Origin of the sequence: Kitasatospora sp. NPDC058046 (assembly GCF_042885595.1) — a bacterium.
Lineage (GTDB): Bacteria > Actinomycetota > Actinomycetes > Streptomycetales > Streptomycetaceae > Kitasatospora.
Genome location: NZ_JBHVRS010000009.1, coordinates 324,305 through 338,121, shown reverse-complemented (window position 1 = coordinate 338,121; position 13,817 = coordinate 324,305). Strand labels below are relative to the sequence as shown.

General features: G+C 71.3%; 12 protein-coding genes and 1 rRNA gene. 12 read left to right on the top strand and 1 reads right to left on the bottom strand.

All coding sequences use genetic code 11. The features are described 5' to 3' along the window. The 12 genes from rrf to ACFVU7_RS20975 all read left to right on the top strand — a co-directional run. A 5S ribosomal RNA gene (gene rrf, locus ACFVU7_RS21030) occupies positions 1 to 87 on the top strand; the annotation flags it as partial. Between the two features lie 100 nt (positions 88 to 187). Next, on the top strand, positions 188 to 808 hold the full coding sequence (locus tag ACFVU7_RS21025; RefSeq protein ID WP_049653270.1) for a CDP-alcohol phosphatidyltransferase family protein: 621 nt from the start codon (positions 188 to 190) through the stop codon (positions 806 to 808). A gap of 124 nt (positions 809 to 932) precedes the next feature. Continuing rightward, entirely contained in the window at positions 933 to 3,428 is a 2,496-nt protein-coding gene (locus ACFVU7_RS21020; protein ID WP_049653268.1) for a mannose-1-phosphate guanyltransferase, read from the top strand. Positions 3,429 to 3,624: 196 nt separating this feature from the next. Beyond that, positions 3,625 to 4,704 (top strand): DUF881 domain-containing protein, encoded by a 1,080-nt coding sequence (locus tag ACFVU7_RS21015; RefSeq protein ID WP_380780574.1) that lies wholly within the window; start codon positions 3,625 to 3,627, stop codon positions 4,702 to 4,704. Beyond that, positions 4,701 to 5,033, top strand: coding sequence for a small basic family protein (locus ACFVU7_RS21010; protein WP_030062488.1), 333 nt, complete (start codon positions 4,701 to 4,703; stop codon positions 5,031 to 5,033). The genes ACFVU7_RS21015 and ACFVU7_RS21010 overlap by 4 nt, the downstream gene beginning before the upstream one ends. A 280-nt stretch (positions 5,034 to 5,313) precedes the next feature. Further along, a complete protein-coding gene (locus ACFVU7_RS21005) occupies positions 5,314 to 6,219 on the top strand; it encodes a DUF881 domain-containing protein (RefSeq protein ID WP_388046411.1) in 906 nt (301 codons plus the stop codon). 568 nt (positions 6,220 to 6,787) lie between these two features. Continuing rightward, positions 6,788 to 7,330 carry an FHA domain-containing protein gene (locus ACFVU7_RS21000; RefSeq protein ID WP_049653265.1) on the top strand — a complete coding sequence of 181 codons (543 nt, stop codon included), beginning with the start codon at positions 6,788 to 6,790 and terminating at the stop codon, positions 7,328 to 7,330. A gap of 179 nt (positions 7,331 to 7,509) precedes the next feature. Then, the gene (locus ACFVU7_RS20995) at positions 7,510 to 8,205 is read left to right on the top strand and encodes a MerR family transcriptional regulator (RefSeq protein WP_198959445.1); all 696 of its coding nucleotides are present in this window, start codon (positions 7,510 to 7,512) and stop codon (positions 8,203 to 8,205) included. 97 nt (positions 8,206 to 8,302) lie between these two features. After that, entirely contained in the window at positions 8,303 to 8,779 is a 477-nt protein-coding gene (locus tag ACFVU7_RS20990) for a bifunctional nuclease family protein (protein ID WP_030303568.1), read from the top strand. 223 nt (positions 8,780 to 9,002) lie between these two features. Continuing rightward, the gene (locus tag ACFVU7_RS20985; protein WP_049653260.1) at positions 9,003 to 9,647 is read left to right on the top strand and encodes a MerR family transcriptional regulator; all 645 of its coding nucleotides are present in this window, start codon (positions 9,003 to 9,005) and stop codon (positions 9,645 to 9,647) included. A 94-nt stretch (positions 9,648 to 9,741) separates the two neighbouring features. Then, entirely contained in the window at positions 9,742 to 10,464 is a 723-nt protein-coding gene (locus tag ACFVU7_RS20980) for a vancomycin high temperature exclusion protein (RefSeq protein ID WP_388046396.1), read from the top strand. Between the two features lie 72 nt (positions 10,465 to 10,536). Continuing rightward, positions 10,537 to 11,964: a DNA polymerase IV gene (locus ACFVU7_RS20975; RefSeq protein ID WP_388046394.1), complete on the top strand. Its 1,428-nt coding sequence runs from the start codon at positions 10,537 to 10,539 to the stop codon at positions 11,962 to 11,964. 141 nt (positions 11,965 to 12,105) lie between these two features. On the opposite strand, the gene ACFVU7_RS20970 is transcribed toward ACFVU7_RS20975, so the two are convergent. Continuing rightward, complete coding sequence (locus ACFVU7_RS20970; RefSeq protein ID WP_063780197.1) at positions 12,106 to 13,602, bottom strand: MFS transporter; 1,497 nt, start codon at positions 13,600 to 13,602, stop codon at positions 12,106 to 12,108. Positions 13,603 to 13,817 lie beyond the last annotated feature (215 nt).

The window sequence follows — 13,817 nt, the reverse complement described above, 5'->3', positions numbered from 1 at the left end:
GGTTACATTCCGAACCCGGAAGCTAAGCCTTACAGCGCCGATGGTACTGCAGGGGGGACCCTGTGGGAGAGTAGGACGCCGCCGAACAATTCTTCTAGAGAAGCCCCCGCCGGGTGAACCGGTCGGGGGCTTCTCTGTTGTAGGGTCAACATGCAATTGTCGTCACACGGGACAGGAGGCCCCCCGGGTGGAGGTCCAGGAGACGCGGGTCCAGACCGATCGCGTCCTCACCATCCCCAATATGCTGAGCATGGGCCGGCTGGTCGGTGTTCCGCTCTTCCTCTGGCTCATCCTGTGGCCGGTCTTCGACGGGCCCAACAATGACGGTTGGGCACTGCTGATCCTGATGTTGAGCGGGATCAGCGACTACCTGGACGGGAAGCTCGCCCGCCGGTGGGGGCAGATCAGCCGGGTGGGGCAGCTGCTCGATCCGCTGGCCGACCGGCTGTACGTGCTGTCCACGCTGGTCGGGTTGACGTGGCGTGGGATTCTGCCGTGGTGGCTCACCGCGATCCTGTTGGCCCGTGAGGCATTCATCGCCGGCCTGCTGCCGATTCTGGCCCGGCGCGGTTACGGACCGCTCCAGACGAGTTTCCTGGGGAAGGCCGCGACCTTCAATCTGATGTACGCGTTTCCGCTTCTGCTGCTCGGCAGTGTCGACAGCTGGATCGCCCGGCCGGCCGAGGTGGTGAGCTGGGCGTTCATCTGGTGGGGGACGACCTTGTACTGGTGGGCCGCGATTCTTTACGCAGTCCAGGCGCGGCAGATCGTCCGGGGGAGCACCGCGGGCCCGGCGTCCACAGTCTGAGACGTGATCTGAGAGAAGCCCCACGCCTCCTCGGTGCGTCGGACGATACCTTCCGGGTAGAGAACCTTCTGGAACGCTTTGATGGACCTGCCGGTCCACCACCGCGAAGGAGGACGCACCCGTAATGAAAGCCGTTGTAATGGCAGGGGGCGAGGGCACCCGACTCCGCCCGATGACCTCCAGCATGCCGAAGCCGCTGCTTCCGGTCGCCAATAGGCCGATCATGGAGCACGTGCTTCGGCTGCTGAAGCGGCACGGCCTCTCCGACACCGTCGTCACCGTGCAGTTCCTGGCGTCGCTGGTCAAGAACTATTTCGGTGACGGCGAAGAGCTGGGCATGCATCTGACCTATGCCCACGAGGAGACGCCACTGGGCACTGCGGGGAGTGTCAAGAACGCCGAGGACGCGCTCAAGGACGATTCCTTTCTGGTGATCTCCGGTGACGCGTTGACCGACTTCAATCTCTCGGAATTGATCGACTTTCACCGCAGTAAGAACGCTCTGGTCACCGTCTGTCTCACGAGGGTGCCGAATCCGCTGGAGTTCGGCATCACGATCACGGACGAGGAGGGGAGGGTCGAGCGGTTCCTGGAGAAGCCGACCTGGGGGCAGGTCTTCTCCGACACGGTGAACACCGGTATCTACGTGATGGAACCCGAGGTCTTCGACTACGTCGCGGCGGGCGAGTCCGTCGACTGGTCGAGTGACGTCTTCCCCCAGCTCCTGAAGGAGGGCAAGCGGGTCTACGGGTACGTCGCCGAGGGCTACTGGGAGGACGTGGGCACCCACGAGAGCTACGGCAAGGCCCAGGCGGACGTCCTGGAGGGCAAGGTCGACGTCGAGCTCGACGGGTTCGAGATCTCCCCGGGGGTCTGGGTCGCCGAGGGCGCCGAGGTGGACCCGGAGGCGGTGCTGCGCGGGCCGCTGTACATCGGGGACTACGCCAAGGTCGAGGCCGGCGTGGAGATCCGCGAGCACACCGTGCTGGGCAGCAACGTGGTCGTCAAGCGCGGCGCGTTCCTGCACAGGGCGGTGGTGCACGACAACGTGTACGTCGGGCCGCAGAGCAATCTGCGGGGCTGCGTGGTCGGCAAGAACACCGACGTGATGCGGGCCGCGCGGATCGAGGACGGCGCGGTGATCGGGGACGAGTGCCTGGTCGGCGAGGAGTCGATCATCGGAGCGAACGTCCGGGTCTACCCGTTCAAGACCATCGAGGCCGGCGCCGTCGTCAACACCTCGGTGATCTGGGAGTCGCGCGGCCAGGAGCACCTGTTCGGGGTCCGAGGCGTCTCGGGCATCCTGAACGTCGAGATCACCCCGGAGCTGGCCGTCCGGCTGGCGGGGGCGTACGCGACGACGCTGAAGAAGGGTGCCACCGTCACCATCGCGCGTGACCACTCGCGTGGTGCGCGTGCGCTCAAACGGGCGATGATCTCGGCGCTCCAGACCTCCGCGATCGACGTCCGCGACCTCGAGAACGTGCCCATGCCGGTGGCCCGGCAGCACACGGCGAGGGGGAGCGCGGGCGGGATCTTCCTGCGGACCACGCCGGGTGTGCCGGACTCGCTGGACATCCTCTTCTTCGACGAGCGCGGGGCGGACCTCTCGCAGGCCGGCCAGCGCAAGCTCGACCGCGTCTACGCGCGCCAGGAGTTCCGGCGGGCCTTCCCCGGTGAGATCGGGGACCTGACCTTCCCCTCCAGCGTCTTCGACTCCTACGCGGGAAACCTGCTGCGGACGGTGGACACGACCGGAGTGCGGGAGGCCGGGCTGAAGGTGGTCGTGGACACCGCGCACGGCAGCGCGGGCCTCGTCCTGCCGAGCATCCTGGGCCGACTCGGGGTCGAGGCGCTCACCGTCTCCAGCGGGCTGGACGAGGCGCGGCCGACCGAGGACGCGGAAACGCGGCGGGCCGGCCTGGCCAGGCTCGGTGAGCTGGTCGCCTCCTCGCGGGCGGCCTTCGGGGTGCGGTTCGACCCGGTGGGCGAGCGCGTCGCGTTCGTGGACGAGCTCGGGCGGGTGATCGACGACGACCGGGCCCTGCTGGTGCTGCTGGACCTGGTCGCCGCCGAGCGGCGCAGCGGGCAGGTGGCACTGCCGGTGACCACCACCCGGATCGCCGAGCAGGTCGCCGCGTACCACGGCACCCAGGTCATCTGGACCACGACGACGCCGGACGACCTCGCGAAGGCGGCCTCCGCCGAGGGCACGGTGTTCGGCGGGGACGGGCGCGGCGGCTTCGTGGTGCCCGAGTTCAGCGGGGTGCTGGACGGCGCCGCGGCGTTCGTCCGGCTGGTCGGCCTGGTGGCGCGGACCCAGCTCACGCTGAGCCAGATCGACGCCCGGATCCCGCAGGCGCACATCCGGCGCCGGGACATCGCGACGCCGTGGGCCGCCAAGGGCATGGTCATGCGCTCGGTGGTGGAGGCGGCCGGCAGCCGTCGGCTGGACACCACCGACGGCGTCCGGGTGGTCGAGGCGGACGGGCGCTGGACGCTGGTGCTCCCGGACCCGGCCGAGGCGGTCACCCACCTCTGGGCGGAGGGCCCCGATGACGAGGCCACCGAGGCGCTGCTGGACGAGTGGGCGGCCGTGGTCGACGGAGCGGGACGGTGACGAACCGGGACTGAGCACGATCAGGAGCTGAGCTCGGAACCGCCTCGGACGGCGGGGCGCGCGGTGTGACCCGCGCGCCCCTCTGTCCGTTTTCACATCATTCGGAATATTCCGTCACATTCCGTCATGTGTGCAGCGTGTGTGCAGCTCAGGGGCCGTGCACGGGCCCCCTCGACGACATGGGACGATGGTCTCCATGCCAGCGACGCCGACGCCGAGTGCCCCGAACGGACGGTACAACCGCCCGGACGCCTCGATGTCCTTGCTGACCAACGTGATGGACCACAGCCTGGACGAGGGCTACGCGGAGGCGGCCGCCGCGCGCGGCGGTGCCCGCGACAGCCGGATACCCGGGACCCTGCCGGGGCTGCTGACGCTCGGGGCGGGGCTGGCGCTGGTCGGCGCGGTGGTGACGGTGGGCGCGGTGAACGCGCACAAGGCCGAGCCCTCGCTGGCCAAGGAACGGGACGCGCTGATCCACCGGATCAACGACAGCAACACCTCGGCCGACCGGTTGCAGAAGCAGGTGCAGGAGCTGCGGCTCAAGGTCGACAGCACGCAGCAGCAGGCGCTCGCCTCGGGCGACGCCGATCCCGGCGGGGTGAGCGGGGCCGTGGGCCTGGGCCAGGTCACCGGGCCGGGCGTGAAGCTGGTCCTGGAGGACGCCGCGGGCACGGGCAGCGGCGGCAACGTCGACCCGAGGGCCGGGCAGGGCTTCTCCAACAGCGGCCGGCTGCGGGACCGCGACCTGCAGCTGGTGGTGAACGGCCTCTGGGGATCCGGGGCCGAGGCGATCGCGATCAATGGCCAGCGGCTGACCGCGCTGTCCGCGATCCGGGCCGCGGGCGAGGCGGTGCTGGTGGACAACCGGCCGCTGGTGCCGCCGTACAACATCCAGGCGATCGGGGACGGCTCGAAGCTCCTCACCGCCTTCGAGAAGGACATGGCCGGGCAGTACCTGCGGCTGCTCCAGGAGCAGTACGGCATCAAGTCGACGCTCTCCGTGCAGAAGAACCTGACGCTGCCGGCGGCGGTGGGGGTGACGCTGCGGACCGCGCAGCCGGTGACGCCCGAGGCCTCGCCCCCGGCGACCGCGGGCGCAACGGCGCCGGCCGGAGCCGGAACCCAGGAGAGCCCCGGCGCGTCCGTCTCACCGTCGGCCTCGCCTTCCGCTTCCGCCTCGTCGGCCCCGACCAGCGGTGCTTCCACCGCCAAGCGGCGTCCGCCGACCGGAACCACCAAGACCACGACAGGGACAGGAGCAGCCAGACCGTGATTGCCGTACTGGGTCTTGTGATCGGGGTGGTCGTCGGCCTCTTCGTCCAACCCGAGGTGCCGGACGCCGTCGTGCCGTACCTGCCGATCGCGGTGGTGGCGGCGCTGGACGCCGTGTTCGGCGGCGTCCGGGCGATGCTCGACGGGATCTTCAACGACAAGGTGTTCATCGTCTCGTTCCTGTCGAACGTGGTGGTCGCGGCACTGATCGTCTTCCTCGGTGACCAGCTGGGCGTCGGCTCGCAGCTGTCCACCGGCGTGGTCGTCGTCCTCGGCATCCGCATCTTCTCCAACGCGGCCGCGATCCGGCGCCATGTCTTCCGTGCCTGAGCCGGGCCGCGAGCCCGCGGCGGAGGACGGGCGGGAGGCGGCGGTGGCCGGGCCGGCCGCCGGGAAACCGGCTGGAGAGCCGGGCGGGAAAGCGGTCGAGAAGGCGGTTTCGAAGCCCGTCCGGGAGGTCGTGGACGCACCTCGGACGGACGGTGCGGCGGACGCGGACGAGGCTGCCGGGACGGCCGGGGAGACCGCCGAGGCCGTGGAGCCCGTCGTCGCCTCGGCGGAGAAGTCTGACGCTAAGGCTGAGCTTGAGGCCGGTTCGGTGCCCGAGCCGATGCTGCGGCTCACGAAGGTCACCGCGCCGGCCCCCGGGGCCGAGCCGAAGACCGGGGCGAAGCCGGAGTCCGCGCCTGCCGCTGAGCCCGAGCCCACGCCCGAGCCCGTGCCGGACCCGGAGCCCGCACCGGAAGCGGAGTCCGAGCCGGAACCCGAGCCCGAGCCCGTCGCGGACCGGAGTGCCGGCCGGCGGCGCCTGAAGGCGGCGCTCTGGCCGCCGCGGCTGTCGCGCGGGCAGCTGGTGGTGGCGCTGCTGCTGTTCTCGCTCGGCCTGGGGCTGGCGATCCAGGTGCGGTCGACCAACGACCACCACAGTCAGCTCCGCGGGGCCCGCCAGGAGGACCTGGTGCGGATCCTCGATGAACTGGACAGCCGTCAGCAACGTCTTCAGCAGGAGAAGGCGGAGTTGGAGCAGTCCCTGGCGAAGTTGGAGAACAGCTCCAACCAGGCCAAGGAGGCCCAGGAGCAGACCAGGAAGAAGGCGACGGAGCTCGGCGTGCTCGCCGGCACCGTCAAAGCCACTGGTCCGGGCATCGTACTCACGGTCGATGATCCCCAAGGGCAGGTGAAGGCAGATATGCTGCTGGACACCCTGCAAGAACTTCGAGCGGCGGGGGCGGAGGCGATTCAGATCAACGATGTGCGCGTGGTGGTCAACACCTACTTCACCGACCTGTCGGCCGGTGGGGTGCAGATCGACGGGAAGAAGGTCTCGCAGCCCTACCGCTTCACGGTCGTGGGGAACCCGCAGGATCTGACACCCGCGCTGAACATCCCGGGAGGTGTCGTCCGCACGCTGGAGAGCCACCAGGCGCGGGCGACGATCGCCCAGCAGCAGAAGGTGGTCGTCGACGCCCTCGTGGACCCGAAGTCGCCGCAGTACGCCAAGCCGGCTTCGAAGTGACGGGGCGCCCGGCGAACGGCCCGTCAAGGGCGGGCGGCACCCGCTGCGGGGCGCCGCCGTCACATGGGCGAGACTGGTTCGCACCAGTACGCTCCGGAGCAACAACCGCAGTACCAACCGCCGGAGTACCACTCCAGCGGGCCCGAGCCGCAACGACCGGGCCCGCAGCATGTCCGAGGTTCTCACCCTGCCCCGCGGGCGGGTCTGTCACACGCAAGGGGATTCGCCCGTGAGTTTCTTCTCGAAGTTGTTCGGTCGTAACAAGGGCCGTGACGCCGCCGCCGTCGAGGCGCCCACCGCGCGTCACCGCCGACCGGAGGACGAGCCCGCAGTGCCGGGCATGCGCCCGGCCCCCGAGGCCGCGCCGTACGCAGGTCAGCAGCTGTACCGGGACGGCGGCGCCGCCCAGTACGCGGGGAATCAGGCGGGCTACGGCGCGTCGGTTGACCCCTCCGGCGAGCCGCGCATAGGTTTCCCGTCAGGACCCTCAACCTCTGGTGGAGGGTTTGCCCCGGATCCGTACGCCGGGCACAACCCGTCGGGTGTGCCGCGCCAGGAGGCTGTGAACATGGCTGGCCCCACTCCGTGCCCCAGGTGCGGCAACCGGAACCCGGCCGCGGCCCGGTTCTGTTCCAACTGCGGCACGGCGCTGCGCGGCGGCCTGCTTCCGGAGGGGGCGGCGGAGACCACGTCGACCATCTCCATCTCCGGCCTGGAGTCGTACGACCCCACCACCACGACCGGCACCGGCGCCACGCCGGCCCTGTCGGCCGAGGTGCTGTCGGCGATCGACGCGCTGCCGCCGGGCTCGGCCCTGCTGATCGTGCAGCGCGGTCCGAACTCCGGCAGCCGGTTCCTGCTGGACTCGGACGTCACCACGGCGGGTCGCCACCCGCAGGGTGACATCTTCCTCGACGACGTCACGGTCTCGCGCCGCCACGTGGAGTTCCGCCGCACCCCGGCCGGCTTCAGCGTCGCGGACGTGGGCAGCCTCAACGGCACCTACGTGAACCGGGAGCGGATCGACGAGGTGCCGCTGAACAACGGCGACGAGGTGCAGATCGGGAAGTACCGGCTGGTGTTCTTCGCCGGCCACAACCGGGGGTACTGAAAACGACGTCGGCAGGAGCCCGAGTGAATACGAATACCCCTTCCTCTTCTCTCGGGGCGGCCACCCCAACCCCGCCCGGTCCGCAGGCGGACCGCGGCGGACGCGGGGTGGTCGCGGGCCCGCGGCAGCCGGTCCGGGCCGAGCGGCCCGCCGGCCGTCGGCGCGGCGGTGACGAGCTGCTGAGCATCGGCGCGGTGCTGGCCTTCCTGCGCGACGACTTCCCCGAGGTCACCATCTCCAAGATCCGCTTCCTGGAGGCGGAGGGACTGGTCGAGCCGCAGCGCACGCCCTCGGGGTACCGCAAGTTCAGCCCGGCCGACGTCGAGCGGCTGGCCTACGTCCTGCGCATGCAGCGGGACCACTACCTGCCGCTGCGGGTGATCCGGGAGCACCTGGACGCCATCGAGCGCGGTGAGAACCCGCCCGCGCTGCCCTCCGCCGCCGACACCCGGCCCGGTCCGCTGGAGGAGGCGGACCGGGAGCTGGTGGCCGGCGGAGAGGTGCCCTCCGGCGTCCGGCTGGGGCGCGCCGAACTGCTCGCGGCGGCTGAGGCCGGGGAGCCGGAACTGGCCGAGTGGGAGTCCTACGGGCTCGTCGCCCCGGGACCGGACGGCGGCTACGACGGCGAGGCGCTCCAGGTGGCCCGGCTGGTCGCGGAGCTCGGCCGGTACGGGCTGGAGCCCCGGCACCTTCGCGCCATGAAGGCCGCGGCGGACCGCGAGATCGCGCTGGTGGAACAGGTGGTGGCGCCGTTGCGCCGGCACCGGAACCCGCAGACCAGGGCGCACGCGGAGGCCACCGCCCGGGAGCTCGCGACGCTGTCCGTACGGCTGCACGCGGCCATGGTCCAGGCCGGGATGCGGACGCGCGGATAGCGCGTGCCGCCCGCGGCGCGCCCTGGCCGCACCGCGCTGACCAGCGGCGTCGGCCCTGCGCTTTCATATCCGGGAGCGGAGCCATAGGGTTGCCTGTGTGAATGAGCTCGACGTCGTGGGTGTCCGAGTGGAGATGCCTTCCAACCAGCCGATCGTGCTGCTGCGGGAGGTCGGGGGAGATCGCTATCTGCCGATCTGGATCGGCCCCGGCGAGGCGACCGCGATCGCCTTCGCCCAGCAGGGCATGACGCCGGTGCGCCCGCTGACGCACGACCTCTTCAAGGACGTCCTGGAGGCGCTCGGTCAGCAGCTCACCGAGGTCCGGATCACCGACCTGCGGGAGGGCGTGTTCTACGCCGAGCTGGTGTTCGCCGGCGGGGTCGAGGTGAGCGCGCGGCCGTCCGACGCCATAGCGCTGGCGCTGCGCACCGGCACGCCGATCTACGGGAGCGAGGAGGTGCTCGCCGAGGCGGGCATCGCGATCCCGGACGAGCAGGAGGACGAGGTCGAGAAGTTCCGCGAGTTCCTCGACCAGGTGTCGCCCGAGGACTTCGGCGGCAGCGGCCCGCAGTAGCGGGGCCCGACCGTGCGGCCTTTCGGCCCATCGTTTTGCCAAAATCCGTCCATCTACCCACACTAGGGGCACGAAAAACCACTCTCCTGAGTGAAGTGGTTTGTCTGGCCCGGCGTGGCGATCGTTGACGGGTCATAGGGGACTGCCTACCGTCAGGAGTGGCTGTCCGGGTGGCCGATGCCCGCAGTCGGGTTGCCCGCAGCACAAGTGGACGGAGGCAGGCATGAGCAGCACCGGCGATGACGCGGCCGTGGGAGGCCGGTGCGCCGTGCACATGCCGCGCACCGCTCGCACCGTCACGGATTTCCCCCGGGTCGGCAGGTTCCCGGCCGTACAGGCGGGCCAGCCGGCCATCGAACGGCTGGCCCCGACGTCCGACCTGCTCGGCTTCCGGGGCCCGACGGCCTGTGCGGCGGCCGGCATCACCTACCGTCAGCTGGACTACTGGGCCCGCACCGGACTGCTGGAGCCCAGCGTCCGCACCGCGTACCCGTCGACCAGCCAGCGGCTCTACAGCTTCCGCGACATCCTGCTGCTGAAGATCGTGAAGCGGCTGCTCGACGCGGGTGTCTCGCTGCAGAACATCCGGGTGGCGGTCGCCCACCTCCAGGCCGCCGACCAGGCCGACCTGGCGGGGATGACGCTGATGTGCGACGGCGCGACGGTGTACGAGTGCACGACGCCGCAGCAGGTGGTGGACCTGCTGAAGGGCGGTCAGGGGGTCTTCGGCATCGCGGTCGGAGCGGTCTGGCAGGAGCTGGAGCTCACCCTCGGGCGGCTGCACGCCGAGCGCACCGACACCGGCGAGACGATGGTCGGGCACGACCCGGCCGACGAGCTGGCCCAGCGGCGCAACCGGGCGGTCTGAGCAGGCGTTCGACGGGGCCGCGGGCCCGGACGGGGAACCGTTCGGACCCGCGGCCCCGTCGTGTTCCCCGGTTGACGTGATCGAGGGAGGGCACGTGGGAGTCGGTACCGGTATATCGGGGCTGCTGCGGCGCAGGGCCGGACTGCTGGGGGCCCGGCTGCGGCAGCGGCGGACGCAGCGCAGGGTGTTCCAGGTCGGAACGGTGCTCTGCTCGCTGGCGCTGGCGCCGAGCGCCTGGGTGTGGTTCGCCGCGGGGGACCGGGTGGGCACCGTGGAGAGCGCGCCCGCCGCGCCGGTCGCGGTGGTCTTCGGGGCCGGCCTGTACCAGGGCAAGCCCTCCCCGTACCTGGAGCACCGGCTGGTCGCGGCGGTGGACCTGTACCGGGAGGGGAAGGTGCAGGCGATCCTGGTGACCGGGGACAACGGGCGGGTCGAGTACTCCGAGCCCGACGCGATGTACGACTACCTGACCCGGAACGGCGTTCCCGAGGACCGGGTGGTGCGGGACTACGCGGGCTTCGACACCTGGGACTCCTGCACCCGGGCGCGCCGGATCTTCGGGGTGGACCACGCGGTGCTGGTCAGCCAGGACTTCCACGTCCGCCGGGCGCTGGCGCTGTGCGAGGCGGCGGGCATCCGCTCGTACGCGGTCGGGGTGCCGGAACTGCACGACGCGACCTGGCTGTACGGCGGGCTGCGGGAGGTCGCCGGGGCGGGCAAGGCGGCGGCCAACGCCTGGCTGCGGCCGGACCCGGTGTTCCTCGGGCCCCGGGAGGACGGCATTCCGAAGGCGCTGGCGGAGGCCGCGAAGCAGTAGCGACGGGGGCCGGGAGCGGGGCCTCCGGCCCGGTTCGTACGCACTGTCGGACCCGTACGCGATGATCGGCGGGTGCGATCTCTGCCGAGCATCATCCACCTCGACATGGACGCCTTCTTCGCGGCGGTGGAGCAGGCGGCCAAGCCCAGCCTGCGTGGCAAGCCGGTGGTCGTCGGCGGGCTCGGCGGACGCGGGGTGGTCTCCACGGCCTCGTACGAGGCGCGCAGGTTCGGGGTGCACTCGGCGATGCCGATGGCGCAGGCGCGCCGGCTCTGCCCCAACGCGGCCTTCCTGGCGGGGCGGTTCGAGGCCTACCGGCAGAACAGCGAGATCGTGATGGGGCTGCTGCGGCAGCTGTCCCCGCTGGTGCAGCCGCTCAGCCTGGACGAGGCCTTCGTGGACCTGGAGGCAGGCCCGTACGGACCGGCGCTGCTGGAGGCGGACCACGAGACCGGCGAGCGGCTGGTCCTCGCGCTCGCAGAGGACCTACGGGCGGACATCCAGCGGGCGACCGGCCTGACCGGCTCGGTCGGGGCGGCCGGGTCCAAGCTGATGGCCAAGATCGCCTCCGAGCAGGCCAAGCCGGACGGACTGGTCATGATCGAGCCCGGGCAGGAGCGGGCCGTGCTCGGCCCGATGCCGGTGCGGGCGCTGCCCGGGATCGGGCCGGCCACCGAACAGGTGCTGCGCCGGGCCGGGCTGAGCACGGTGGCCGACCTCGCGGAGGCGGGGGAGGCGGAGCTGGTGCAGCTGGTCGGGCGGGCGCACGGCGCCGGGATCTTCCAGATGTCCATAGGGCTGGACGAGCGGCCGGTGATCGCCGACCAGGACGCCAAGTCCGTGTCGGTGGAGGACACCTACGAGGTGGACCTGGCCGACCGGGAACGGGTGCTGCGCGAGGTGGAGGCCCTGGCCGGCCGGTGCGTACGGCGGCTGCGGGCGGCCGGGCGCTCGGGGCGGACGGTGGTGCTCAAGGTCCGGCGGTTCGACTTCTCGACGCTGACCCGCTCGGAGACGCTCGGCGGGCCCACCGACGACGAGGCGGTGATCACCGCGACCGCGCGCCGGCTGGCCGAGCAGGTGGAGATCACCGGCGGGGTCCGGCTGCTCGGCGTGGGCGTCGCCCAACTCGCCGACTACACCCAGGAGGACCTGTTCGCCCAGGCGCTGCGGGAGGAGGCCGCGGAGCACGCGGAGGCGGCGGCCGAGGCCGAGGAGGCCGAGGCGGAGCCGGAGGCGGTCGTGGTGCGGCGGTGGGTGCCCGGACAGGACGTCCGGCACGAGGAGTTCGGTCCGGGCTGGGTGCAGGGCAGCGGCGTCGGGAGGGTCACCGTACGGTTCGAGACGCCGTGGGACGGGCCGGGGCGGGTACGGACCTTCGCGGTGGACGACCCGGCGCTCGAACCGTCCCGGCCGCTGCCGCTGCGCCGGGACGAGGGGCCGGACGAGGGGCCGGACGGTGTGTCGGAGGGGAACGGCGGGCCGGGGGAAGGAGCCTGAAACGCGAAGCGGCCCCACCCGGTGGGGGAGTACCGGGTGGGGCCGATCACCGTGCCGGACCCCGTGCGTTCGTGATGCCCTCACGATGTACGGGGACCGGGCCCCGCGCCCTGTCCCTGAGCGCGGGGGCCGGACGCCTCGTCAGGCGTCGGTCTTGACCAGCTCGGGGCTGGAGTCCTGCTGGGCCGAGCCGCCGACGACCGTCGCGGTGGCGGCCGACTTGGTGCCGCGGATCAGGAACGGGACGACGCCGGCGACGACGCAGACCACGGCCGCGGTCCAGAACGCGTGCTTGTAGGCGTCCAGGGTGGGCAGCGACAGCGGGATCTGCGGCGGCAGCTTCATGGTGTCGCCGGTCAGGATGGCGGCCATGACGGCGGTGCCGATCGCGCCACCGACCGTGCGCAGCACGGAGTTCATGCCGTTGGCGATACCGCTCTGCTCGACCGGGACGGCGCCGTTGATGTAGGCCGGCATCGCGGCGAAGGCGAGGCCCACGCCGAGACCGAAGATCGCCGAGGCGGTGTAGATGTCGCCCTCGTGCCCGTGGCGCACGGCCAGGTAGGCCATCGCGATGGCGCCGAGGACGCCACCGAGGACCAGCGGCAGGCGCGGGCCGCGACGGGCGATCAGCAGGGCGCCGACCGGGGCGGCGACCATCGAGCCGATCGCGGACGGCAGCAGCAGGAGGCCGGCGTGCAGCACGCTGGCGGTGAAGCCGTAGTGGGTCAGCTTCTCCGGGGTCTGGGCGAAGTTGCTGATGACCATGAAGGAGCCGTACATGCCGAAGCCGATGAGCAGGCCGGCCACGTTGGTGAAGGCGACGGCCGGACGGGCCATCATCTTCATGTCCACCAGCGGGTGCGCGACCTTGGTCTCGATGATCCCCCAGATCAGGGCGACCACGGCGGCGACGGCGAACAGGCCGAGCGTCTTGTTGGAGGTCCAGCCCCAGTGGTTGCCCTGGCTGACCGCGACCAGCAGCGCGGAGAGCCAGCCGGCCAGGGTGAGGGCACCCAGCGGGTCGGCGCCGCCCTCCTTGTCGGTCACCGGGTCGGTCGGGACGCGGAAGGCGACCAGGGCGATCGCGATCAGGCCGAAGACCAGGCCCATCCAGAAGATCGACTTGTAGTTCCAGTGCTCCAGCAGGAGACCGGTCGCGACCAGGCCGAGGCCGGAGCCGACGCCCATCGAGGCGCTGATGGCGGCGACGCCGCCGGTCACCTTCTGCTTGGGCAGCTCGTCACGGACGATGCTGATCGCCAGCGGCAGGACGCCACCGCCGGCGCCCTGGAGGACACGGGCGACGACCAGCCAGGTGAAGGAGTGGGTGCTGACCGCCAGCGCCGAACCGGCGACCAGGCCGGCCAGCGAGATCAGCAGCATCGGCTTGCGGCCCCGGAGGTCGCCGAAGCGGCCCAGGAGGGGAGTCAGCACGGCTGCGGAGAGCAGGTTGGCGGTCATCAGCCAGGTGACGCTGGACGCGGAGACGTGCAGTTCCTTGGCCAGCGAGGGCAGGATCGGGACGACCGCGGTCTGCACCACGCTGAACGACAGCATCGCCAGGATGAGGGCCGGCAGGACCCGGGCGCTGCTCTGCTTCTCGGCCGCGGTGGTGGGCTGTGGTGCCTCACTCACGGTTGCTTCCTCCCGTACATAGTGAATGAACTGAAGTAACCATGCAGGGAGATACTTCAGAGTGTCAAATATCGAGTGGTTAAGTTTTGGCAAAGGTGAACGGTCGGGTACGTGACAAGGGCCGTGGTGGGGGTGGCGGGGGCGGGGAGGGGCGCCTGCAGTGGGTGTGCGAGAGGGCCCCGGACGGTGTCCGGGGCCCCTCTTCGCGGGTGGTG